The 22,091-nt window shown below is 69.1% G+C and carries 24 protein-coding genes; 11 read left to right on the top strand and 13 right to left on the bottom strand.

Annotation, left to right across the window (positions count from 1 at the left end):
• Window positions 1–4: 4 nt before the first annotated feature.
• From ACH438_RS19055 to ACH438_RS19015, 9 genes are all read right to left on the bottom strand, one after another.
• The gene (locus tag ACH438_RS19055; RefSeq protein ID WP_397006875.1) at window positions 5–400 is read right to left on the bottom strand and encodes an ectoine synthase; all 396 of its coding nucleotides are present in this window, start codon (window positions 398–400) and stop codon (window positions 5–7) included.
• Between the two features lie 7 nt (window positions 401–407).
• Entirely contained in the window at window positions 408–1,670 is a 1,263-nt protein-coding gene (gene ectB / locus ACH438_RS19050) for a diaminobutyrate--2-oxoglutarate transaminase (RefSeq protein ID WP_397006873.1), read from the bottom strand.
• Window positions 1,667–2,248 carry a diaminobutyrate acetyltransferase gene (gene ectA / locus ACH438_RS19045; protein ID WP_397006871.1) on the bottom strand — a complete coding sequence of 194 codons (582 nt, stop codon included), beginning with the start codon at window positions 2,246–2,248 and terminating at the stop codon, window positions 1,667–1,669. The genes ectB and ectA overlap by 4 nt, the downstream gene beginning before the upstream one ends.
• A gap of 49 nt (window positions 2,249–2,297) precedes the next feature.
• Window positions 2,298–3,299 (bottom strand): sensor histidine kinase, encoded by a 1,002-nt coding sequence (locus ACH438_RS19040; protein ID WP_397006869.1) that lies wholly within the window; start codon window positions 3,297–3,299, stop codon window positions 2,298–2,300.
• Between the two features lie 47 nt (window positions 3,300–3,346).
• Entirely contained in the window at window positions 3,347–4,120 is a 774-nt protein-coding gene (locus ACH438_RS19035; RefSeq protein WP_397006867.1) for a response regulator transcription factor, read from the bottom strand.
• A 77-nt stretch (window positions 4,121–4,197) separates the two neighbouring features.
• On the bottom strand, window positions 4,198–5,376 hold the full coding sequence (locus ACH438_RS19030; RefSeq protein WP_397006865.1) for a PLP-dependent aminotransferase family protein: 1,179 nt from the start codon (window positions 5,374–5,376) through the stop codon (window positions 4,198–4,200).
• Between the two features lie 144 nt (window positions 5,377–5,520).
• A complete protein-coding gene (locus tag ACH438_RS19025) occupies window positions 5,521–6,738 on the bottom strand; it encodes a hypothetical protein (RefSeq protein ID WP_397006863.1) in 1,218 nt (405 codons plus the stop codon).
• Between the two features lie 106 nt (window positions 6,739–6,844).
• Window positions 6,845–8,032, bottom strand: coding sequence for a hypothetical protein (locus ACH438_RS19020; protein WP_397006861.1), 1,188 nt, complete (start codon window positions 8,030–8,032; stop codon window positions 6,845–6,847).
• A 198-nt stretch (window positions 8,033–8,230) separates the two neighbouring features.
• Window positions 8,231–9,634, bottom strand: coding sequence for an NAD(P)H-quinone dehydrogenase (locus ACH438_RS19015; protein WP_397006859.1), 1,404 nt, complete (start codon window positions 9,632–9,634; stop codon window positions 8,231–8,233).
• Window positions 9,635–10,090: 456 nt separating this feature from the next.
• Here ACH438_RS19015 and ACH438_RS19010 point away from each other — a divergent pair, with 456 nt between their 5' ends.
• Entirely contained in the window at window positions 10,091–10,570 is a 480-nt protein-coding gene (locus ACH438_RS19010; RefSeq protein WP_397006857.1) for a gamma-glutamylcyclotransferase, read from the top strand.
• Between the two features lie 72 nt (window positions 10,571–10,642).
• A complete protein-coding gene (locus ACH438_RS19005; protein ID WP_397006855.1) occupies window positions 10,643–11,053 on the top strand; it encodes a PPOX class F420-dependent oxidoreductase in 411 nt (136 codons plus the stop codon).
• Window positions 11,054–11,121: 68 nt separating this feature from the next.
• On the opposite strand, the gene ACH438_RS19000 is transcribed toward ACH438_RS19005, so the two are convergent.
• From ACH438_RS19000 to ACH438_RS18990, 3 genes are all read right to left on the bottom strand, one after another.
• The gene (locus tag ACH438_RS19000) at window positions 11,122–12,291 is read right to left on the bottom strand and encodes a M20 family metallopeptidase (RefSeq protein ID WP_397006853.1); all 1,170 of its coding nucleotides are present in this window, start codon (window positions 12,289–12,291) and stop codon (window positions 11,122–11,124) included.
• Between the two features lie 173 nt (window positions 12,292–12,464).
• Window positions 12,465–13,691, bottom strand: a complete 1,227-nt coding sequence (locus ACH438_RS18995) for a M20 family metallopeptidase (protein WP_397006851.1) — start codon at window positions 13,689–13,691, stop codon at window positions 12,465–12,467.
• 216 nt (window positions 13,692–13,907) lie between these two features.
• A complete protein-coding gene (locus tag ACH438_RS18990) occupies window positions 13,908–14,615 on the bottom strand; it encodes an enoyl-CoA hydratase/isomerase family protein (RefSeq protein ID WP_397006849.1) in 708 nt (235 codons plus the stop codon).
• A 147-nt stretch (window positions 14,616–14,762) separates the two neighbouring features.
• Here ACH438_RS18990 and ACH438_RS18985 point away from each other — a divergent pair, with 147 nt between their 5' ends.
• Genes ACH438_RS18985 through ACH438_RS18975 form a run of 3 tightly spaced genes read left to right on the top strand, consistent with a single transcriptional unit; the run spans window position 14,763 to window position 17,521 of the window.
• A complete protein-coding gene (locus ACH438_RS18985) occupies window positions 14,763–15,566 on the top strand; it encodes a purine-nucleoside phosphorylase (protein WP_397006847.1) in 804 nt (267 codons plus the stop codon).
• A gap of 9 nt (window positions 15,567–15,575) precedes the next feature.
• On the top strand, window positions 15,576–17,138 hold the full coding sequence (locus ACH438_RS18980) for a phospho-sugar mutase (protein WP_397006845.1): 1,563 nt from the start codon (window positions 15,576–15,578) through the stop codon (window positions 17,136–17,138).
• A 32-nt stretch (window positions 17,139–17,170) separates the two neighbouring features.
• Window positions 17,171–17,521 carry a hypothetical protein gene (locus ACH438_RS18975; RefSeq protein ID WP_397006843.1) on the top strand — a complete coding sequence of 117 codons (351 nt, stop codon included), beginning with the start codon at window positions 17,171–17,173 and terminating at the stop codon, window positions 17,519–17,521.
• A 39-nt stretch (window positions 17,522–17,560) separates the two neighbouring features.
• Here ACH438_RS18975 and upp read toward each other — a convergent pair whose 3' ends face one another.
• Entirely contained in the window at window positions 17,561–18,184 is a 624-nt protein-coding gene (upp, locus tag ACH438_RS18970) for a uracil phosphoribosyltransferase (RefSeq protein ID WP_397006841.1), read from the bottom strand.
• Window positions 18,185–18,355: 171 nt separating this feature from the next.
• On the opposite strand from upp, the gene ACH438_RS18965 reads away from it, so the two are divergent.
• The 6 genes from ACH438_RS18965 (at window position 18,356) to ACH438_RS18940 (ending at window position 22,087) form a co-directional block, all read left to right on the top strand.
• Window positions 18,356–18,679 carry a type VII secretion target gene (locus ACH438_RS18965; RefSeq protein WP_397006839.1) on the top strand — a complete coding sequence of 108 codons (324 nt, stop codon included), beginning with the start codon at window positions 18,356–18,358 and terminating at the stop codon, window positions 18,677–18,679.
• Window positions 18,676–18,828, top strand: coding sequence for a hypothetical protein (locus ACH438_RS18960; protein WP_397006837.1), 153 nt, complete (start codon window positions 18,676–18,678; stop codon window positions 18,826–18,828). Before ACH438_RS18965 ends, ACH438_RS18960 begins: the two co-directional genes overlap by 4 nt.
• A gap of 148 nt (window positions 18,829–18,976) precedes the next feature.
• A complete protein-coding gene (locus tag ACH438_RS18955) occupies window positions 18,977–20,140 on the top strand; it encodes an NlpC/P60 family protein (protein ID WP_397006835.1) in 1,164 nt (387 codons plus the stop codon).
• Window positions 20,137–20,478, top strand: coding sequence for a hypothetical protein (locus tag ACH438_RS18950; protein WP_397006833.1), 342 nt, complete (start codon window positions 20,137–20,139; stop codon window positions 20,476–20,478). Before ACH438_RS18955 ends, ACH438_RS18950 begins: the two co-directional genes overlap by 4 nt.
• A complete protein-coding gene (locus ACH438_RS18945) occupies window positions 20,475–20,804 on the top strand; it encodes a YbaB/EbfC family DNA-binding protein (protein WP_397006831.1) in 330 nt (109 codons plus the stop codon). Before ACH438_RS18950 ends, ACH438_RS18945 begins: the two co-directional genes overlap by 4 nt.
• Before the next feature lie 26 nt (window positions 20,805–20,830).
• Window positions 20,831–22,087 carry a primosomal protein gene (locus tag ACH438_RS18940; protein ID WP_397006829.1) on the top strand — a complete coding sequence of 419 codons (1,257 nt, stop codon included), beginning with the start codon at window positions 20,831–20,833 and terminating at the stop codon, window positions 22,085–22,087.
• Window positions 22,088–22,091 lie beyond the last annotated feature (4 nt).

Below are 22,091 nucleotides of genomic sequence, written 5' to 3'. Positions count from 1 at the left end.
CTCGCTACTGTCCGGCGGCGGCCACCAGCGGGTAGACGCCGTTCTCGTCGTGTACTTCGCGGCCGGTGACCGGCGGATTGAAGACGCACATCATGCGCATGGTGGTGCGTGCCTCGACCTGATGCCGTTCGTGCCCGTCCAGCAGGTACATGGATCCGGGCGCCAGCTGATACGCCGTCTTGTTGTCGAGGTCGACGAGCGTGCCCTCGCCCTCGACGAGCCAGACCGCCTCGACGTGGTGCCGGTAGTGGAATTCGTGGACGGTGCCGGCCTCGATGGTGGTCTCGTGGAAGGAGAACCCGACCCCGTCCCCGCCCAGCACGATGCGTTTGCTGCGCCAGCCCGCGCCCGCGACATCGCGGGAGGTACCGGTGATTTCGGCGGTGGTGCGCACGATCATGTCAGTGTCACTTTCCCTCGCACACGACATCGACTGCCGCGGCGAGTATCTCGAGTCCGTGATCCAGTTCGTCGGCCGTGATGGTCAGCGGGGGCAGCAGTTTCACCACTTCGTCCTGCGGGCCGGAGGTCTCCACCAGCAGGCCGTGGTCGAAGGCGACGCGGGAGACCTTGCCGGCGCTGGACGCATCGTCGAAGACCAGGCCCTGCACCAGGCCGCGGCCGCGGGTGGACAGGCCGGAGTGCACGGCGGACAGGCCGGAGAGGGCGCGCTGCACCTGCTCCCCCTTCACCAGGGTCGCGGTCTCCAGGCCGCTGTCGGACCAGTAGTGCTGCAGCGCGGTGTTTGCCGTGACGAACGCCGGATTGTTGCCACGGAAGGTGCCGTTGTGCTCGCCGGGCGCCCACTGGTCGAGTTCGGGGCGCATGAGGACCAGCGCCATCGGCAGTCCGTAACCGCCGATCGACTTCGACAGCGTGACGATATCGGGCGTGATGCCCGCGGATTCGAAGGAGAAGAACGGCCCCGTACGGCCGCAACCCATCTGCACATCGTCGACGATCAGCAGGATGCCACGCGCCGCACACAGTTCCGACAGCCGGCGCAGCCATTCCGGCCGCGCCACATTGACGCCGCCCTCACCCTGCACGGTCTCCACGATGACCGCGGCCGGCAGGTCGACGCCGGAGGAGGTGTCGTCGAGGGCGCGCTCCATCCACTCCAGGCCGTCGGAGTCGTCGAGGTAGCCGTCGTAGGGCATGGCCGCCGAATGCGACAGCGGCACACCGGCGCCCGCGCGCTTCCCGGCATTGCCGGTCACCGCCAGCGCGCCCAGTGTCATGCCGTGGAAGGCATTGGTGAAGTTGAGGATGTCGGTGCGGCCGGTCACCTTGCGCGCCAGTTTGAGCGCGGCCTCCACGGCGTTCGCGCCGGTGGGGCCGGGGAACTGCACCTTGTAGTCGAGGCCGCGCGGCATCAGCACGGTGCGCTGCAGGGTTTCCAGCAGTTCGCGCTTGGCCACCGTCGACATGTCCAGGCCGTGCGTGATGCCGTCACCGGAAAGGTATTCCAGCAGTGATCGTTTCAGCACCGGATTGTTGTGGCCGTAGTTGAGGGCGCCCGCGCCGGCGAAGAAGTCGAGGTAGTCGCGGCCGCTCTCGTCGTGCAGCCAGGCGCCGCTGGCGGTGTCGAACACCGTCGGCCAGGAGCGGCAGTAGCCGCGCACATTCGATTCGACATGGTCGAAGATCGTCATATCGGTGCTGGTCATCGCAGTTCCTCCGGGTCCATCGGGGTGATGCGGTACAGGCGTTCCGACTCGTGTGGGTCGGGGAAGGTGTGACTCTCGAACAGCGGGCGGTCGGTCATGACCGCGCCGCGGCGGCGGGCGAGCGCGGCGAACATGGCGATCGAGGCCGCATTGTCCGGGGAGATGGTGGTCTCCAGCGCTGAAATGCCCTGTCCGGCAAGGTTGTCCAGCAGGCTTTCCAGCATGCCCACGCCGAGGCCGAAGCCGCGGTAGGCGTGGTCGACCGCCACCTGCCAGACGAACAGCGTGCCCGGCTCCTGCGGTCGCCGGTATCCGATGACGAATCCGGCCACGGTGCGGCCGATTTCGGTGACCACGGACGTTGCGGCGAAGTCCCGGCACCACATCAGATAGGCATAACTCGAATTCGCGTCCAGCACACCGGAATCGCGCGCGATGTGCCAGATGTCGGCTCCGTCTTCGACCAGGGGCGGCCGGATGACGGGAGACGAATCGTTTGTCGAGGTCGACCACGTGCGTGGCCGGTCGGGGCGTATTTGCTCGATTGCTACGGGGAATTGGCTGAATTGTGTCTGCATGACCTATTCAGCCTGTCGGGCCAATCTTGAGACCGACCGGTCGAGATCATTACCGTTGTGTTACGACCGGCAGTCGAATCATGAAGCGCGCACCACCGCCCGGCCGATCCCCGCACTCCACCCGGCCGCCGTGCACCGAGACAGTCTCGGCCACCAGGGCCAGGCCGATCCCGGTACCGCTCGCATTCCGCCGACCGGCCCGCACGGTCGCGAAACGCTCGAAGATGCGCTCCCGCTCCGCCTGCGGCACCCCGGGCCCGGCATCGTCGATCATGATCAAGGCGTCGCCACCGGCCCGGCACACCGTCACCGCCACGATGCCGCCACCGTGCCGCACGGCATTGTCCAGCAGATTCGCCACCGCGCGTTCGAGTTCCAGCTTGCGACCACTGACCACCGCCTCCTCTGTGACAGTCAGTAATTCGAGGGCGTGCTTGCGGCCGGCGAGCGTATGCGTGAGCAGCTCGCCCAGCGCCAGCGGCTCGGCATCACCGGCGTGCACGCCCGCCTCTACCCGGGCCAGCGCCAGCATGTCGTCCAGGGTCCGCCGCAGATGATCGAGCTCCTCGCCGACCAGCCCCAGCGCCCGGCGGGAACGCTCCGGCAATTCGTCTTCATGTCTTCGCAATACATCGACACTGGTGACCAGAGTGGTCAGCGGGGTACGCAACTCGTGGCTCACATCACCGACCAGCCGGCGCTCCCGCTCGATCCGGCGATGCAGCGAATCGACCATGCTGTTGAAGGCGTCCACGGTCGGCGACAGGTCCCGATCCACCGGACGCGGCAACCGGGTGCCCAGCTCCCCGGACGCGATCCGGGTCGCCGCGCCCGCCAGCCGGCCCAGCGGCTCCAGCACCCGCCGGCTCGCCCAGAAGCCCAGCGCCGCACCGATACCGGTCGCGACGATGGCCCCGCAGATCAGCACGAAGGCCAGCCCCACCGTCGGGCGGCCGTGCCGGTCACCCGCGTAATCCACGCCCACCACGAACATGAACAGGGCCAGCACGAACGACACCAGGCCGGTGCTCAGCGCGAACGCGAAAACCACACGGCCACGCAAGGTCTGGGGCGCCCGCGCCCGGAAACGCTCCGCGATCACCGTTGCGGGTCGAGCCGGTAACCGAGACCGCGTACGGTCACGACCAGGTGCGGGTCCGACGGATCGCGCTCGATCTTGGTGCGCAGGCGGCGGATATGGACGTCGACAATGCGCTCGTCACCGAAAAACCCACGGTCCCAGACGCGTTCGAGCAGACCGGCGCGGCTCAGCACCCGGCCCGGCGATTCGGCCAGCTCGCAGAGCAGGCGGTATTCGGTGAGGGTCAGATGGATTTCGTCGTCGCCACGGCGCACGGTGCCGCTGTCCGGGGACAGGATCAGGGACGCGTCGCCGTGGTCGTCGAGGACCATGGTGGTGATCTCGCGGTCCTCGGTGTCATCGGCAGCACGCTCGTCAGCGCGGTTGAAAGCCCGTAGCGAATCCGCTTGGCCGGCAGCACCGGCATGCATGCGGCGGCGCACTGCGCGCATGCGGGCGGTGATCTCCTTGACCTCGAAGGGCTTGGTGATGAAGTCGTCCGCGCCGGCCTCCAGCGCGGCGACCACATCGTGGGTGTCGTCCCGGGCGCTGACCACGATGATCGGGACGTCGTGGTCCTTGCGGATCTCCCGGATACAGGTGAATCCGTCCATGTCACCGAGCATCAGGTCGATGATGACCACGTCCGGTGCGCCGTGCTCGCGCAGCTGCTCGAGCGCGACCTCCGCTTCCTCTGCCTCGGCGACGTCGTAGCCCTCGTCCTCCATGGCCAGCCGCAGGGCTGCCCGGACGCGGTCGTCGTCCTCCACGATCATCAGGTTCGCAGTCATAACCCAGACTGGTCTACCCGACTTCGCCGTTATAAAACCGTTATGTGACGGGGCTCACCGTCACACACACCTGCCGGCTACTGCTCGTGAGCCTTCGCCAGCCGGTCCACGGCCTCCCGGAGAATTACCTGGTCAGAGGTGGTGAAGCAGAGTCGCATGGAGTGCGAATAGTCCGTCGACACGGCGAAGGCGCCGCCGGGCACATAGGCGACGCCCGCATCCAGCGCCCGCGGCAGCATGGCCTGGGTATCGGTGCCGTCGGTGAAGTCGACCCACACGAACATGCCGCCGGCCGCGTCCGTGCTCACCACGCGATCGCCGAACCGCTCCCGCACCGCGCCGACCAGGGCACGCGCCCGTTCGCCGTACACCGTGCGCACCGAATCGACATGCGCGGCAAGCCAATCCGTATCCGACAACAGGTCCGCGGCGATCTGCTGCGTCAGCGCCGAACCGCACAGATCCGCGCCCTGCTTCAGCAGTTCGACGGCCCGGCAGACCTCGGTGGGCGCGACCATCCAGCCCACGCGCAGGCTGGGGGCCAGGATCTTCGACACGCTCGACAGCCGAATCACATTGCGCGAGTAGGCCGCCACCGGCTCCGGCGACGGGCGATCGAACCACAGCTCACCGTACGGATCGTCCTCGATCACCCAGAAGCCGTACGTCTCGGCCAGTTCCGCGAGTTCACGCCGGCGCGCCGAGCTCAGCGTGACGCCACCGGGATTGTGGAAGTTGCTGACGGTGTGGACGACCGCGGGCCGCTCCCCCGCCGAGAGCAGTTCACGCAGCGCGTCCAGGCGCATGCCCTCGGCGTCCAGCGGCACGGCCTCGATCCGCGCGCCCGCGGCCCGGAACACCTGCAGCGCACCGACATACGCGGGATCCTCGCAGACGACCAACGCACCCGGGTCCAGCAACACCTCGGCCAACAGCGACAGCGCCTGCTGCGAGCCGTGCGTCACGAACACCTCGTCGATATCGACCGGGCGGCCGATGCGCGCCGATTCCCGCACCGCCAGCACCTCGCGCAGCGGGCCCCAGCCCGGCGATTCGGTGTACTGCAGGCGGGACCGGTCCGCGAGCGCGGCCTGCGCGGCTACCGCGATCCGATCCCGCGGCATGAGTTCGGTGTCCGGCAGGCCGCCGGCCAGGCCGATGATGTCGGCGCGCGAGGTCAGCTTGAGCAGATCGCGAATGGCCGAACTCTGCATGCCGTCGAGCCGCCGCGACAGCGGCGGGATGGTCGCGGACATGAAACACCTCCGAAGGAACGCCGGGGTATGCGAAATTCCACCCTGTCACATCCCGTTCAGAATATGAAATCAGAATCCCATATTCCGAGACGATCGGTCCACCGATCGGGAACTGGCCCCGGCCGGGCCGGCCGGGGCAGGACGTCAGCGTTCGTCGATGGAGAAGATCAGGTGCTTACCGTCGCGGGTCACGGTCGTGATGCGCTGCCGGTACACCGTGGTCGTACCGTCCGGGCGATGCTCGGTGAGATCCGCGTCGTAGGCCTCCGGACCCGTTTCGACGATCCGCAGGCAATAGCTGGTACCCGCCGGAATCACCGTGTCGATCGCCTGCTGAATGGTCTCCGCCGGCGACACCGTCGGCGAATCCGGCGCCACGAACGACCGCGCCTTCACACCGCTGCGATCACCGTAGAACGCGTGCTGGAAGCCGAGAATCGCATCCACCCCGCTGCCGATCCCGCCCGGGCCGTTACCGATGGTCAGCGGGCCGTCGTGCTTGGCCGGGCAACTCAGCTCGGCCGGCGTGGTGCCCGCCGAGGTGCCGGTCACCGACGGCTTGGTGCTGGCCACCGCCGCGGGCGTGGCATCCTTGTCCCCGCCGCCGCGCGTCACCGCGAAGCCCACACCACCCGCGATCGCCAGCACCGCGACCACGCCGCCCGCGATCGCCGCGATCTTGCCCTTCGATTTCCCGGGCTTCTGTTGCGGCGGCGGCGCTTTCGGCGTCAGCGCCTGCGCGATCGGATCATCGGCCCAGGACAGCGACTCCCGCGGATCACCGGATTCGGGCGGTGGCACGGGCGGAAAACCCGACGGCGCCGAACGCCACCAGGAGGTCGGCTCCCCGCCGGACTCCTCCGGCTGCGAATTCCCCTGGGCGGCAACCTGCTCCGTCACCTGCTCACCGAACGGCGTGGCCGCCGCGGCGCCGAACTTCACCGTCTGCTCCGGATCCGCGACCGGCGGAAACTGACCCGTCGCCGGGAGCTGCGCGCCACCCTCGGCCGGGCGCCACGCGAGCTCGGGGTTCGGCGCGGCGGGCGCCGGCGACCAGGCCACCTCGGGCCCCGGCGCGGCCGGCGCCGGCGACCAGCCGACCTCCGGCCCGGTCCCGCCCGTGGCCGGAGCCCACGACAGATCCGGGCTCTGCGCCCCCGGAGCCGGCGCCCAGCCCGGCGCACCCGACTCCGGCGCGGGCCCGAAACCCTGCAGGGACGGCCCGAATTCGTTCATGGCGGGGCCGAAATCGTTCAGCGACGGACCGAACTCGGACTCCGGCTGCGCCGAGCCGGATGCACCCGCCTCGGACCCGGAAACATGCTCCGGGCGATCCGCGGCGTCGTCCTTGCCGGAAACCATCACCCGTCCTTTCGCCACACCTGTCGCCACACACGCGTGGGGCGGTCGTCGCTCACGACCGCCCCACGCGACTCTGCTTCTACCGGTACCTCCCCAGGCCCGGAGTTCAGTTCTGGACCGAACCGCCCACCTGCGTGGTCAGGCCGCCGACGTCGACCGTCTGTGCGGGGTACTCGCCAGCCGGGAGCTTACCAATCTGGGCCGCGGCATCCAGGACGGTGGCGCCACCCGGCATCAGGCGGATCCAGTTCTCGGCATTCGCCTTGGCCTCGTTCGGCAGCGTGGTGTCGAGCACGAACTCCATCTTCTGGTCGTTGTCCGCACCGGTGCCGGCGAAGGCCGTCACCTTGATGCGGTTGACCGTGGTGAAGTCCAGCGAGACACCGGCCTCGTTCGAACCACCCGGCGTGGTGTAGCCCACCGTGCCGACGTATCCGTCCAGATTGCTGAAGTGGTGGGTGTTGGCCGCCCAGCCCGGCGCCAGCGCGCCACCGTCGATGTTCGCGCCCACCTCGGTGTGCGGGCCGTTCATCTGCACCACCGGCGCCGCCGGAGCGGTGTTCACCGCCGGGGCCTGCCACTTCGGGGTCTCCACGACCGCCGGGGCGACCACGGTGGAGTCCGGATCCTGGTGCGGCTTCTGGTTGTTGATCGCGGGCTCGGCCTGACCCGGCTGCTGCGGCTGCTGCTGGTTCGGCTGCTGCTGACCCGGCTGCTGGTTCGGCACCGACGGGTTCGGCACCGTCTGCTGACCCGGCTGCTGCTGCACCTGCACCGGCACGGCCTGACCCGGCACCGGCAGCGGCGCCTCACGCGGCACGGTCACGCCCGGCTGCGACGGGTTCAGGGTCTTGGGCGGATTCGCCTGCTGCGGACCGACACCGGCCTGCTGCGGGGCGTTCGGATCCGCCTTGGGCGCATTCGGATCCGTCGTCTTCGGGGCATTCGGGCCCTCGGGCTGCGTGGCGCCCTGCGGCTGACCCGGATCCTGCTTGGGCGCATTGGGATCCACCGTCGGCGCACCCGGGGTGGTCACGCCCGGCTGCGAATTCACGGCCGGCTGCGACTTGTCCGGCTTCGGCGCCGGATTCGCGCCCACGCTCGGATCCGGGGCCGGAACGGCCGGATCGGTGGTGGGGGGCTGATCCCCGGGCTGCTGCTGATCGGCCGGAACCACGCCGGGATCGGCGGGGGCGGCGTTCGCGGGCGCGGACAGCAGAGACACCACCGCTGCCGCACCGGCCAACGTCAGAGAAGTGCTCGCCTTGATCCGACTCGGCTTGCGGTGCTTCACGTTTCGCTTCTTCCTTCGTCCCTCGTCGGTGCGACCTGGACAAAGGCAGATAGGAGCCCCGAGACGGGGGTACGTAATCCCTTCCCCCGCTACGCCACTCGCGACCGCCCTGTCGATCGCTTCCGCGCGAAGTGAATCACAAGGGAGACAACAGAGCAACACGAACACGTCACAAAGCTCGCGAAAAGGCCGATCCCGCTAGTCGAGATCGTCGTGCCGCATGAGCTGACGCGCCGCCTCCGTCACCGAACCCGTCAGCGACGGATACACCGAGAACGTCTGTGCCAGATCGTTCACCGTGAGATTGTTCTGCACCGCCAGCGCGATCGGCAGGATCAGCTCCGACGCGATCGGCGCCACCACCACGCCACCGATCACCACACCCGTCGCCGGACGGCAGAAGATCTTCACGAAACCACGCCGCAGACCCGACATCTTCGCCCGCGGATTGGTGTTCAACGGCAGCATCACCGTGCGCGCCGGCACCTCGCCGTTGTCGATCGCCGTCTGCGAGACACCGACCGTCGCGATCTCCGGGCGCGTGAACACCGCGGACGCAACGGTCTTCAAGCGAATCGGCTGCACACCCTCGCCCAGCGCGTGATACATCGCGATGCGGCCCTGCATGGCCGCCACCGACGCCAGCGGCAGCAGGCCCGTGCAGTCACCGGCCGCGTACACGCCGGGCGCGCTGGTCCGCGAAACCCGGTCCACCCGCAGGTAACCGCCCTTGTCCAGCTCGATGCCCAGCCGCGCCAGGCCCAGGCCCTCGGTGTTCGGCACCGAACCGACCGTCATCAGCGCATGCGTACCGGTCGCGGTGCGGCCGTCGGACAGCTTCACCACGATGCCGTCCGCGGTGCGCTCCACCGCGTCCGCGCGGGCATGCTTCACCAGTTCCACACCACGCTCGGCCAGCGCGTCCTCCAGCACCAGCGCGGCATCGGCGTCCTCGCCGGGCAGCACGCGGTCGCGGGAGGAGACCAGCTTCACCTTCACGCCCATCTCGGTATAGGCCGAGACGAATTCGGCGCCGGTCACACCGGAACCGACCACCACCAGGGTCTCCGGCAGCTCCTTGAGGTCATAGAGCTGACGCCAGTTGAGGATTCGCTCACCGTCCGGCTCCGCGCCCGGCAGCACGCGCGGGCTGGCGCCGGTCGCCAGCAACACCACCTCGGCCTCGATGAGCCGCTCCTGACCGTCGGCCAGGGTGGCCTTCACCAGGTGGGTGGCCAGGCCCGGCGCCTGATCGATCAGCTCGCCCTTGCCCGACAGCACGGTCACACCCGCGGTCTGCAGCTTCGCCCGGATATCGGACGACTGCGCCTGCGCGAGCGCCTTCACGCGCGAATTCACCTCGGCCAGCCGCACCTGCGCCTGCGACGGATGCACGGTGATGCCCAGATCCCGGGCCCGCCGCAGATCCGTGCGCACGCCGGTGGAGGCGATGAAAGTCTTCGACGGCACACAATCCCACAGCACACACGCGCCGCCGATGCCGTCACTGTCGATCAGCGTGACCGGCGCCCCGTGCTGTGCCGCTACCAGCGCCGCCTCGTAGCCGGCGGGGCCGCCTCCGATGATCGCAATGCGGGTCATTGTTCCTCCGCTTTCAAATTCGGCCCCGGGATCTCCGGTTCCCGACTGTATTATTTGCCTCCGCTTCGCTCCGGCTGTTCGCGGCCCTCGTTACCCCGGTTCTTCCCTCCCTCCGCTCCTCCGCTGCGCTCCCCCGCTCCACTCGGTCCAGAACCGGGGCGGGCCGCGAACCTGAGTGGTTGGGTTTTGCAGGCGCCACGCCCGGCCCCGGCACGAGGTCCGGGCGGGTCGCGGCCGGACGAATCAGACGGCGAAAATCAGTGCAAGGAGCCGGGCGATACCTCGGCAAATACGGCTCGCCTCACCGAAAGCCCTGGACCAGGGCCCACGCCGACGGCCGCGTGCGGAATTTCGCAGCGGGCGCGGCGATGTGGCGGCAATCATTCATGCGCGGGCGAACCGCCTTGTGATCGGGATCAGGGATGGTGTCCGGCGTTTGTTCGATAGGCTTCTATCGTGCCGATTTACGCCGCCTATGGGTCCAACATGGATCCCGAGCAGATGCTCAAGCGCTGTCCGCACTCCCCCGTGTACGGAACCGGTTGGCTGGAGGGGTGGCGCCTCACCTTCGCCGGGGACGACATCGGCTGGGAGGGACCGCTCGCAACGGTGGTCGAAGAGCCGGGCTCACGCGTGTTCGTTGTCCTCTACGACGTCCCCAGCGAAGACGAGCTCAGCCTCGACCGCTGGGAGGGCTCGGACTTCGGCATCCACAAGAAGATCCGCCTGCGCGTCACCACCAACCAGGGCGCCGCCGCCGAACCGGTGCTGGCCTGGCTCTACGTACTCGACGCCTACGAGGGCGGCCTGCCCTCCGCCCGCTACCTCGGCGTCATCGCCGACGCCGCCGAAAAAGCGGGCGCGCCAAGCGATTACGCCCACGCGCTGCGCACCCGGAACTCGAAGAACGTGGGCCCCGGCACCTTCGGGCCGTAACCCCCCGGAATGATCTCGGGCAGGGCGGGTGTTGTGCGCGGAGAACCGAACCCACTCCACGAGAGGATCGCGATGCCGACCACACCCCTGCCCGCCGAAGTAGCCGAGTTCCTGGCACAGCCCAATCCGGCCGTGTTCGCCTCCAACAAGCCCGACGGCCAGCCGGTCTCCGTGGCCACCTGGTACCTCTACGAGGACGGGCGAATCCTGGTGAACCTGGCCGACTTCCGCAAGCGGCTGGACTGGCTGCGCGAGGACCCGCGGGTCACGCTCACCGTGCTGGGCTCCGACAGCTGGTACACCCACGTCAGCGTGCAGGGGCGCATCGTCTCGCTGGAGAACGATCCGGACTCCTCGGTCATCGACCGGCTCGCGCAGCACTACCTCGGCACCGAGTACGGGGTGCGCGATCAGAAGCGGGTCAGCGCCTGGATCGAGATCGAATCCTGGCACGGCTGGGGCAAGTACGCGGACGCGAAGTAACCGCTCGGACAACGAAACAGCCGGGCCACACCCCTCGGTGTGGCCCGGCTGTTCTTGTTCCCCCGGTCTCAGGCGTTCAGGACGATGTTCGTCATGACGCGGACACCGGCGGCGAGGGCGCGCTCGTCGATGTCGAAAGTGGGCTGGTGCAGGTCGAGTTGCTCGCCCTGCCCGGACCATACGCCCAGGCGGGCCATGGCGCCCGGCACCTCCTCGAGGTACCAGGAGAAGTCCTCACCGCCACCGGACTGCTGCGTATCCGCGAGCGCGTCCGGGCCGATGCCGCGGATGGCCTCCTCGAACATGCGCACCGCGGTCTCGTCGTTCACCACCGGCGGCACGCCGCGCTTGTAGTTGAGCTGGTAGCGCACGCCCGTCGGGGCCAGCAGGCCCTCCACGATCTCGCGCACCATCGGCTCCAGCAGCGACCAGGTGGCGTGATCACCGGTACGGACGGTGCCGGTGAGCATGCCCGTCTGCGGAATCGCATTGGGCGCCTTGCCCGCCGACACCGCACCCCACACCATCACCGTGCTGGTGCGCGGATCGATGCGGCGGCTCAGCAGACCCGGCAGGCCGGTGATGACCGTGCCGATGGCGTACACCAGATCACTCGTCAGGTGCGGGCGCGAGGTGTGCCCGCCGGGCGAATCCAGCACCAGCTCGACGGTGTCCGCGGCCGAGGTGATGGCGCCGACCCGGATACCGACCCGGCCCACCTCCAGCCGCGGATCGCAGTGCAGCGCGAAGGCCCGCGACACGTCCTCCATGGCGCCCGCGGCGACCATGTCGATGGCGCCGCCGGGCATGACCTCCTCGGCGTGCTGGAACACCAGCCGCACGCCGACCGGGAGCTTGTCCATCTCGGCCAGCGCGAGGGCGGTGCCGAGCAGGATGGTGGTGTGCGCGTCGTGCCCGCAGGCGTGCGAGACGCCCGGCACGGTGGAAGCGAACGGTAAGCCCGTGTACTCCTGCAGCGGCAGCGCGTCCATATCCGCGCGCAGGCCGATGCGCGGACCGTCCGACGGGCCGAGATCACAGATGATGCCGGTGCCGCTCGGTAGTTTGCGGGGTTCGAGACCGGCCTTGATGAGCCAGGACTCGACGAACTCGGTGGTACCGAACTCGGTGCGGGAGAGCTCCGGATTGGCATGAATATGCCGGCGCCATGAAATGAGGTCTTCCATGTGCTCCGCGAGCCATGCTTCGACCGCCTCGTGCCCGGTAGCCGGTTCCATCGCGACGCTCGCCGCCGGCTGCGTCGCTACGCAGCCCGCAGCCAGTGGTCCGTTATTGATACGCCCTGTGTAGCTCGGGGCGCTCGCTGGGCCCTGCGGGGTGCGAGCGGCGCGGGGTGGCGGAGCCGACGCCTCCGGGCCTGAAGCTCCCGCCCGGGACCGGCCGGTTGTGCTCACCGAATGTCCTCCTGTCGCTGAAACTGCCGTTGAATGACTCGTTCCGACAACCTGTCCCTGTGCAATTGATCGCCTGCCAGTTGTATCGCGGTGCGGGCCAGAGCCGTTGCCCCGTCGATGACCGCCCGGTCGGCGGAGGCGTTCACGGCCGCGGCCGTGAACGCGGGCTGGTGCGTCACCGCACCCCCGGCGTCGATGCCGATGACGGGATGGATACCGGGTATCACCTTGGTGACATTGCCCATATCGGTGCTGCCCAGTGGCCGTTGCGCCTCGAGTTCCGGGGCCAGGGGCTCGCGTCCGAGTGCACGTATCTGCTCGCGGTAGATGCGCAGCAGTGCCGCATCGGGAACGAGCTCGGTGTACGTCGGCGCAAGCTTCCGGATTTCGTGTGTGCATCCGGTCGCCAGGGCACCTGCCTCGAAACATGCCGATGCTCGTTGCATCAGATCGTCGAGGGTCGCGGAGTCGACTGCGCGTAGGTAGTACAGCAGTTCCGCGTGTCCGGGCACGATATTGGGGGCCACGCCGCCCGACCCGACTATACCGTGCAGTTGCTGTCCGGGCAGGAGATGTTGCCGGAGCAAACCTAAAGCAACTTGGGCGATGGTGACGGCATCTCCGGCATTTCGCCCGTATTGCGGCGCGGCGCTGGCATGCGATTCGCGGCCGTGGAAAACAACGGACAAATCGGCGAGGGTCAGCGAATGCGCGCCGGCAATATCCTCCGGGCCCGGATGCACCATGAGCGCCATGGCCAGATCGTCGAAGGCGCCGCGGTCGAGCATGAGCACCTTGCCGCCGCCGGATTCCTCGGCGGGCGTGCCCAGGACTTTCACGGTGATATCGCAGGCGTCGGCCACGGCGGCCAGGGCCAGGCCGGCGCCGACCGCGGCGGCGGCGATCATGTTGTGGCCGCAGGCGTGGCCGATTTCGGGGAGGGCGTCGTACTCGGCAAAAATACCGACCGTTAGGTCGCCACTGCCGTACTCCGCCACGAAAGCGGTCGGCAGATCCGCGATCCCCATTTCGATCTTGAAACCGTTTTCGCGCAACGGCTCGACAGTCTTGGCAGCGCTGCGGAATTCCGAGAACGCGAGTTCCGGCTCGGCATGAATGTCATGCGACAAAGCGATCAATTGCTCGCGACACGCGGCAATGGCGTGGTCGGCAGCGGCGAACAACACCGCATCCCGGTCAAAGCCACTGCGTGGAGGAGACATAACGCCATCCTCGCACCACCAACCCACAAAGACGCACCGGGTTACCGTGAAATCTGCGTTGCGGTACCTTTTGCCACCCGCTGCGCTCCGGGCGGGTTCGCGGCCCTAAGTCTCGATTCTTCCCTCCCTCCGCTCCTCCGCTTCGCTCACCCGCTCCACTCAGTCCAGAATCGAGCCGGCCGCGAACCATGCGGGCGGGGGCGCTGTGTGCGGAGGTCAGCCTGCGGTGAAGGCCAGATTTTCGGGGGTGGTCTCCACGGCCAGGCCGGCGAGGGCATGCTGGTGCAGGGCGCGCTTGATGACCGGGAGGTTCGGCTTGCGGTTGCCCTTGAGCATCTCGGCGCGCGCGATGGCCACCGACAGCAACGACTCGGCATCCGCCTTGCCGTCCACGATGCCCGCGGCGAGGGCGTCCTCGGCGCCGTAGCGGCGGCCGGTGGTCATGGCCTCCACCGCCACCTGATTGGTGAGGCGGTTGGTCACCAGGGCGTTCATTGCAACGGTGAACGGCATGCCCAGGTGCACCTCGGGCAGGCACCAGTAACCGCGGTCCGCGCGCATGACGCGGAAGTCGCAGGAGGTGGCCAGCATGGCGCCGGCGCCGAAGGCGTGCCCGTTCACGGCGGCCACGGTCGGCATCTGGAAGGCCAGCAGGCGGCTGTACAGCGAGTGCACGCGGTCCAGGTACCAGCAGTTCTTGTCGAAATTGCCGAACAGCCAGTCGGTGTCGAGGCCGTTGGAGAAGAACTTGCCGTTGGCGGTGACCACCAGGGCGGCCGGGCCCTCGGACGCCTCGACCTCGTCGAGCAGCGCGTGGACCTCGGTGATCCAATCCGGGTGGAAACGGTTGTCGCTGTCGATGTTCTGACCCTCGGCGCCGAGGTACAGGACGAACACGTCCCCATCACGCTTCAAATACGGCATGTGTGCAGCGTAGCGGGGGCGCACGGCCGTTCCTACCCACGGGTAGCCAATTCGTTGCATAGCTCGGCGGATCCTGAAACAGTGCGAAAACGGCAGGTCCGCGGCGTGACCGCGCAGTGCTGATCGCGTGGTACTAAATTGGGCTACATGCCAGTCGATCAGGCCATCGTGACTGCCGCCGACGCAGCCGCCGCGGCCATTGCCGAACGAACGGGAGTGCAGCGCCACCGGGTCGCGGTGGTGCTCGGATCCGGCTGGCAGGAGGCCGCCGCCGAGATCGGGGATCCCGCCACCTCCCTACCCATGGCCGAAGTGCCGGGCTTCGAATCGCCCACGGCGCAAGGACATCAGGGGACCATCCACTCCGTCGTGGTCGGCTCGTCGCCGGTGCTGCTGCTCATGGGCCGCCAGCATCTGTACGAGGGCCACGAACCCGCGCAGGTCGTGCACAACGTGCGCACCGCCATCGCCGCCGGCGCGGACACCGTGCTGCTCACCAATGCCGCGGGCGGCATTCGCGAGGGCATGCGCGTGGGCGAGCCCGTGCTGATCAGCGACCACATCAACCTGACCGGGCGCACCCCGCTGGTCGGGGCCGACTTCGTGGACCTGGTCGACGCCTGGGATCCCGAATTGCGGGCCCTGGCAAAGGAAATCGACCCCACCCTCACCGAGGGCGTCTACGCGGGCCTCACCGGGCCGCAATACGAGACCCCCGCCGAGATCCGCATGCTCGCGACCATGGGCGCCGACCTGGTCGGCATGTCCACCGTGCTGGAGGCCATCGCCTGCCGCGGCGGCGGAGTGCGGGTGCTCGGCATCTCCCTGGTTACCAACCTGGCCGCCGGCGTCACCGGCGCCCACCTCTCGCACGCCGAGGTACTGGCCGAAGGACACGCCGCCGCACCGCGATTGGGCAAGCTGCTGCGCGGCGTGCTGGAACGGCTGTAGGCCGCCGCCGTGCTGCGCTTCGGCACCGCCGGGCTCCGGGGTCCCCTCCAGGACGGCCCGGACGGCATGAACGTGGACACCGTCAGCCGCGCCACCGCGGGGCTCGCCGCCTGGCTGCGGGATCGCTGCCTGGGCGGCGGACTGGTGATCGTGGGCCGCGACGCCCGGCACGGGTCGGCGGAATTCGCGGACGCCACCGCGGAAGTCTTTGCCGCCGCCGGGTTCTCCGTGCTGCCCCTGCCCCGCCCGCTTCCGACCCCGCTGGTCGCCTTCGCGGTCCGCGAGCTCAATGCGGTAGCGGGCGTGCAGATCACGGCCTCGCACAATCCCGCCACCGATAACGGCTACAAGGTCTACCTCGACGGCGGCTCCCAGCTCATCCCGCCCGCGGACGCCGAAATCGAACGCGCCATCGACGCGGTCACCACCCCGATCCCCCGCACCGACCCGGCCCCTACGGCGCCCGACCCCTCCGTGCTGTCGCTGCCCGAGGGCACGACCGTCGACGAGATGGGCGAGGAGATCGTCCGCCGCTACCTGGCCCGCGTCGCCGACCTCCCCCGCCTGATCGGCGGCGAGAACGACGAAGACGGCGTGCGGCGCAGCGATATTCGGATCGTGCTGACGGCCATGCACGGGGTCGGCGGCGAGTCGGCGACCGCCGCACTGCGGGCGGCCGGGTTCGAGGACGTGCTCGTGGTGACGGAGCAGTTCGCGCCGGATCCGGATTTTCCGACGGTGGCGTTCCCGAATCCGGAAGAGCCCGGGGCCTCGGATCTTTTGCTGGCACTGGCCGAGAAGGTCGGCGCCGACGTCGCTATCGCACTCGATCCGGATGCGGATCGGTGTGCGGTGGGCGTCCCCGGGCCGGACGGGTGGCGGATGCTGCGCGGCGATGAAACCGGGGTGCTGCTGGGCGACTTCGTGCTGCGGACCGCGCCGGCGGATTCGCTCGTGGCGACCACGATCGTGTCGTCGCGGCTGCTGAGCAAGCTGGCCGCGGCGCGGGGCGCACGATATGCCGAGACGCTGACCGGGTTCAAATGGCTCGCTCGCGCGGGCGAGGGGCTGGTCTACGCGTACGAGGAAGCCATCGGGCATTGCGTGGACCCGGCCGCGGTGCGGGACAAGGACGGGATCTCCGCGGCGGTGGCCGCGGCCGATCTGGTCGCGCAGTTGAAGGCGGACGGGCGCACGCTGCTCGATGTGCTCGACGAGTACGCGGTCGAATTCGGTGTGCACGCGGGCGCGCAGGTGTCGCTGCGGCTGGCGGATGCGAACGAGGCCGCCGCGGTGGTGGCGCGGCTGCGGGAGACACCGCCCGCCGAGATCGCGGGCGAGAAGGTGACCTGCACCGATATGGCGCAGCTGCGGGGCCGGATGCGTACCGATGCACTGGTTTTCGAGGGCGATTCGCTGCGCCTGGTGGTGCGGCCGTCCGGGACCGAACCGAAGCTCAAGTGCTACCTCGAGGTCGTCGAACCGGTACCATCTGGAAGCGAACTGGGTGCGGCGAGAGCCGCTGCCGGGCAACGGCTCTCGGATATCCGGGAATTCTGCGAGAAGCTCTGAGGGAGCGCCGCGCACGAAGGGGTCGATCCGCCATGCGTAAGACGCTGCTGCTCACCGGATTCGGATTCTCGTCCACGCTGGCGTTGCTGATCGGCGCCGCGCCCGCCGGCGCCGCCGGATCGGTCATGGATCACGACGGCACCTATCAGGTGAACGCCGATATCACCCCGGGTTACTACACCACCCACGCCGCCGATGGCCCCTGCACGTGGGCGCGGCTCAGCGCGACCGGCGCGGTGCTGTCCAGCGGGCAGGGCGGCAATCCGACTCTGACGGTGCGGATTCCGGCCACCGATGCCCGGTTCACCACCTCGGGGTGCGGTGTCTGGAGCATCGAAGGCGGGCAGCCCAACCTGCCGGGCACGGGCTCTGCGGGCAACTGAGACTGCTCGCCGTTCAGGCCCAAGTCGGCCGGAAATCGTTCAGCGGGGGCCGAACTGGCGGTCGCCCGCGTCGCCGAGACCCGGGACGATGAAGGCGTCGGAGTTGAGGCCGCGGTCCACCGAGGCGGTGACCAGGGTGATCGGGTGGCCCGACTTCTCCAGGGCCGCAATGCCGTCCGGGGCGGCGACCACGCAGATGACGGTGATGTCGCGGGCATTGCGGGTGGCCAGCAGGTCCAGGGTGTAGACCATGGAACCGCCGGTGGCGAGCATGGGGTCGAGCACGATGACCGGGGTGTCGGAGAGGTCCTCGGGCAGCGATTCCATGTAGGGCGTGGGCTGGTGGGTGGTCTCGTCGCGGGCGAGGCCGACGAAGCCGATGCGGGCGTCCGGGACCAGGTTCTCGGCGGTCTCCACCATGCCCAGGCCGGCGCGCAGCACCGGGACCAGCAGGGGCGGGGTGGCGAGGCGGGTGCCTTCGGCGGCGGCGACAGGGGTGGCGATGGGGAAGCGCTCGACGGGTGCGTCGCGCAGGGCCTCGTAGACGAGCAGGCCGGTCAGGTCGCGCAATGCCGCCCGGAATGTCGGGTTGGTGGTGCGGGCATCTCGCATGGTGGTCAGCAAAGCAGCAGCAAGCGGGTGTTCCACGATGAGAGTGCGCATAGCAAAACGATAGGCCAGCCCCGCGATTCGATCTCCCCGCCCGCCCGATTTGCCCGCTACCGCCCCCGACACACCCGCGACATGCCGTACGACCGCGATTCCGGAACCTTCGCCCGCGCGTCCTCGTCCAACCCACACAAGACGCAATCAACCAGCATGAGGGGGGCTTTCATGCACCGCTTCACCCTCGACCCGGACGGCCTCGCCACCTACGCGACCACCACCGCCCGCCACTCCGCCACCCTCACCGCGGCCACCACCCGCGCCGCGGCCGCCGGGCCTCTCCTACTCGCCCCGGCCCTCGGCCTCGTCGGCGCCGATTTCCTCACCGCCTACGGCGCAGCCCACACCACCCACCTCACCACCCTCGAATCCCTCGCCACCGCCCTCACCTCCCTAGCCCTGGCGACCACCACCGCAGCCACCACCTGCGCAGCAACCGACATCACCCACGCCACAGCTCTCCGAGCCACCACCCAAGAGGTCCTCGCATGACACCCCGCGAACCCGCACTCCCGCACCACGATCCGTGCCACCCGACCCCGCGCCGCACCCGATCCGCCACCCTGCCCGCCGCCCGCACGACCGGCTGCCGCATCGCGCCCCGCTCACCCCGCACCACCCCACCCGGGGACATCCGGTGACCACGCCGACGTTCACCCACGATGCGGCCGGCGGGAGCGGAAAGCGTGATCCAGGGCTCGGTTACCGGCCCGCCATGCGGCTGCCGAAGTCGGGCCGCTTCGGCACGACCGAGGGTCGTCGCCATGGGGTCCGCGAGGGGAGGGAAGCGTGAGCGGGGAGTTCGCGGGGGTGGCGCTGGCGGCGCCGATCGTGGAGTTGCTGGCCGGATTCGGAGCCGGGGCGGGGGTACGGGATGCGGCGGATGGGTTGCGGGCGGCGTCGGACACGGTCGAGGAGGTGCACGCGGCCGGGCGCGGGAATGTGGACGGGATGTTCGAGGCGTGGCGGGGGCGGGGTGGGGATGCGGCCATGGACAAGGCGCTGCGTGTACAGGACGGAGCCGCAATGGTTTCCGAGCGCGGGCGAGATATTGCTGCGGTGCTGGATCGGGTGGGGGATCGGGTGGCGGGTGGGCAGCAGGAGGTGGAGGAGATCCTGCGGTCCTGTCTCGAATCGGTAGCGGACCTCGGAGCCGGTGGGGAGACGCCGGCCGCGGTGACCGCGATCGTCGGGTCGGCGATCGATCATGTCGGGCGGGCCGTGCGGGTGGTGGAGCGGGTGCGGGCCGAATTGGCGAGTGAGACAGCGGCTATGAGCGAGCTGATCACGCCGCCACCCATGCCGGAACCGGCGCCCGCGGCCATTCCGCCGGCGGCCGCTGCCGCCTTTACGAGGAAGGCACCCGCGATGGTTCCCGCGGCGGTCGAATCCGGTGCGCCGGTGCGGCAGGCCGCAACCCTGGTGTCCTACGACGGGCACGGTCTGGCTGCGGGAGCGCATGCGGTGGACGAGCTCGGCACGGTGCCGGCGTCCTATGGGGATGCGCATGGGCCGGATCATCGGCAGGATCCCGGGGCGGCGCGGCAGCAGTCGAAGGGGGTGAAGGTGACGCTTCCGGACGGCAGTACCGTGGAGGCGCCGAACCGGCAGGCGGCGGATGCGGTGCGGGCCGCGTTGAGTGCGGTCGGGACGCCGTATGTGTGGGGCGGTACGACTCCGGGTGCGGGGTTGGATTGCAGTGGGTTGACGCAGTGGGCTTATGCGCAGGCGGGGGTGCGGTTGCCGCGGCTGGCGCAGGAGCAGGGCTTCGGGCACGCGCAGGTGAGTCCAGGGGACTTGATGCCCGGGGATCTCGCGGTGTGGGACGGGCATGTGGCCATGGTGATCGGGAACGGCGAGATCGTGGAAGCTGGTGATCCCGTCCAGGTCGGACCGATTCGAACGGAGAACATGGGTATGCGTTTCCTCGGCTTCTACCGGCCCACGGCATGACGGGCCCGGACATTCCGGCGGTGACCGTGGCGGCGAGCAGTAATCGCTCGGGCACGGTGACGGTGCGCGCCACCGATCAGGGCCTGCCGGTGGAGATCCGCTTCGAGCGGGGTGAATACCGTTACGGTGCACAGGCTCTCGCCGACGAGATCCTGCGCCTCACCCGGCGTTCCGCGATCGCCGCGAAATCCCGCCGCCGCGAACTGCTCGCCGAGGCCGGTATTCCGGACGAGGTCCTGGACCGTCTCGGCCTCCCTGCCCGCCGGGCCGCGGTCGACGAACTGGACCGTATCGACGAGGCCGACACCGGCCGCACCACCTGGATGCGTGACGTATGAGCGGCGAGATGGATGCTCTGGTCGGCGGCGTGCATGCCCGCCTGGAAGCGCTGGAAGCGGCGCTGCACGGCCTGTCGCAGGTGCGCGCGAAGTTCACCACCGAGGACCGTTCGGTGACCGCGGAAGTGGATGCGGAGGGTGCGCTGACCGGGCTGTGGCTGGCCGAATCGGTGACCTCGCGCCCGCCCGCGGAGGTGGCTCGCGCGATCCTCTGGGCGTGCGGGGAAGCGGCCGCCGCGGCGACCGCGCGACGGGCCGAGGTCGTTGCCCGATTGAACGAGTCGTTCGCCCCGGGAAATGTTGGGGGCGGCCCGGATAGTGCCTGAGGCGGGCACTAGATAGGCTTCCGGTCATGGCTTCTGGAGACATCGTCCCGATCGCGCTCGGCCTGACCAAAGGCGATCTCGTCACCCTGTGGGCACCGCGCTGGCGAGACGGTGACGATGAGTGGCAGGCATTCCTCGGTCACGAGGAGGACCTCTACGGATTCGACTCCGTGGCGGAGCTGGCCGCGTTCATCCGCACCGACTCCGACAACGATCTGGTCGACCATCCGGCCTGGAAGATCATTGCCGGTCTGTCGGCGGCCGAACTGGAGCCCGAGGAGCAGTTCGTCTTCGATCTCGTCGGCGTGCCGGAGCTGGCGGCCGACGATCCGGATCCCGAGGTGGTGGGCGAGCTCGAGGAGACCCTCGAGATGGTCCGCAATATCGGCGACGTGTGTGAACTCGACACGGTCACCAAGTTCTTCGGCTCGCATCCGGTGCTGGGTGCGCTGCCCGGCGGCATGAGCGCCTTCGCCGGCCGTGAGGGTGAGGAGCTGTGGGATCAGATCGGCGCGGCCATCGCCAAGGACTGGGAAGCCGTGCTCGACGCCATCGACTCGGTGGTGACCATCCCGGACGTGGACGCCGACGCGGTGGCCGTGGCCGAGGCGGAACTGCTTGCGGCGGAAGAGAACATCGTCGACGCGGAGGATGCCGCGGACACCGACGACGAGATCGAGACCGTCGACCTGAACGCGGAGGACGAAGAGGAAGAAGAGGACGAGGACGAGGAGCTCTCGTTCTGGCACGAGGTCGGCATCGACCCGGTCAAGATCATCACCTCGGAGGGCGAGCTGTACACGCTGCGCTGCTATGTGGACGATGAGCCGATCTTCCTCGGCAGCGAAGGTTCCATCACCGTCTTCGGTTCCGAGCGCGCGCTGGCCCGCTACCTGGCCGACGATCACGAGCACGATCTGGCGCGGGTGAGCACCTACAGCGAGGTGCAGACCGCGGCCGTGGACGGTTCGCTGGAGGTCGAGGTGGACGAGGAGAACGTCTACGTACTGCCCGGCATCGCCGAGGATCTGACCGCCGGCCCGAAGTCGGTGGACACCGATCAGCTGGATCTGGCGGTCGAATTGTTCACCGACGCCGCGGATTACGCGGACGACGACACGGTGGAGAGCGCGCTGGCGGTCTCCACGCCGCTCGGCTGGTACGTCTCCTACCTGCTGAACCCGGACCCGAACCGGATGTCCCCGAACCCGCCGTTCACCGCGGAGGCGGAGCAGTGGCGGGCGCTCGAGGTGGCCTTCGAGGCGCGCCTGCAGAAGGGCTGAGAAA

It is taken from the genome of Nocardia sp. NPDC020380, assembly GCF_044386975.1.
Lineage (GTDB): Bacteria > Actinomycetota > Actinomycetes > Mycobacteriales > Mycobacteriaceae > Nocardia.
This window is presented reverse-complemented; position numbering and strand designations above follow the sequence as displayed.

What these genes read in the sequence shown, in the direction of transcription:
- ACH438_RS19055 (WP_397006875.1), bottom strand. Translation starts at nt 400, where the DNA reads ATGATCGTGCGCACCACCGCCGAAATCACCGGTACCTCCCGCGATGTC.
- ectB (WP_397006873.1), bottom strand. Translation starts at nt 1,670, where the DNA reads ATGACCAGCACCGATATGACGATCTTCGACCATGTCGAATCGAATGTG.
- ectA (WP_397006871.1), bottom strand. Translation starts at nt 2,248, where the DNA reads ATGCAGACACAATTCAGCCAATTCCCCGTAGCAATCGAGCAAATACGC.
- ACH438_RS19035 (WP_397006867.1), bottom strand. Translation starts at nt 4,120, where the DNA reads ATGACTGCGAACCTGATGATCGTGGAGGACGACGACCGCGTCCGGGCA.
- ACH438_RS19030 (WP_397006865.1), bottom strand. Translation starts at nt 5,376, where the DNA reads ATGTCCGCGACCATCCCGCCGCTGTCGCGGCGGCTCGACGGCATGCAG.
- ACH438_RS19025 (WP_397006863.1), bottom strand. Translation starts at nt 6,738, where the DNA reads ATGGTTTCCGGCAAGGACGACGCCGCGGATCGCCCGGAGCATGTTTCC.
- ACH438_RS19015 (WP_397006859.1), bottom strand. Translation starts at nt 9,634, where the DNA reads ATGACCCGCATTGCGATCATCGGAGGCGGCCCCGCCGGCTACGAGGCG.
- ACH438_RS19005 (WP_397006855.1), top strand. Translation starts at nt 10,643, where the DNA reads ATGCCGACCACACCCCTGCCCGCCGAAGTAGCCGAGTTCCTGGCACAG.
- ACH438_RS19000 (WP_397006853.1), bottom strand. Translation starts at nt 12,291, where the DNA reads ATGGAACCGGCTACCGGGCACGAGGCGGTCGAAGCATGGCTCGCGGAG.
- ACH438_RS18995 (WP_397006851.1), bottom strand. Translation starts at nt 13,691, where the DNA reads ATGTCTCCTCCACGCAGTGGCTTTGACCGGGATGCGGTGTTGTTCGCC.
- ACH438_RS18990 (WP_397006849.1), bottom strand. Translation starts at nt 14,615, where the DNA reads ATGCCGTATTTGAAGCGTGATGGGGACGTGTTCGTCCTGTACCTCGGC.
- ACH438_RS18985 (WP_397006847.1), top strand. Translation starts at nt 14,763, where the DNA reads ATGCCAGTCGATCAGGCCATCGTGACTGCCGCCGACGCAGCCGCCGCG.
- ACH438_RS18975 (WP_397006843.1), top strand. Translation starts at nt 17,171, where the DNA reads ATGCGTAAGACGCTGCTGCTCACCGGATTCGGATTCTCGTCCACGCTG.
- upp (WP_397006841.1), bottom strand. Translation starts at nt 18,184, where the DNA reads ATGCGCACTCTCATCGTGGAACACCCGCTTGCTGCTGCTTTGCTGACC.
- ACH438_RS18965 (WP_397006839.1), top strand. Translation starts at nt 18,356, where the DNA reads ATGCACCGCTTCACCCTCGACCCGGACGGCCTCGCCACCTACGCGACC.
- ACH438_RS18960 (WP_397006837.1), top strand. Translation starts at nt 18,676, where the DNA reads ATGACACCCCGCGAACCCGCACTCCCGCACCACGATCCGTGCCACCCG.
- ACH438_RS18950 (WP_397006833.1), top strand. Translation starts at nt 20,137, where the DNA reads ATGACGGGCCCGGACATTCCGGCGGTGACCGTGGCGGCGAGCAGTAAT.
- ACH438_RS18945 (WP_397006831.1), top strand. Translation starts at nt 20,475, where the DNA reads ATGAGCGGCGAGATGGATGCTCTGGTCGGCGGCGTGCATGCCCGCCTG.
- ACH438_RS18940 (WP_397006829.1), top strand. Translation starts at nt 20,831, where the DNA reads ATGGCTTCTGGAGACATCGTCCCGATCGCGCTCGGCCTGACCAAAGGC.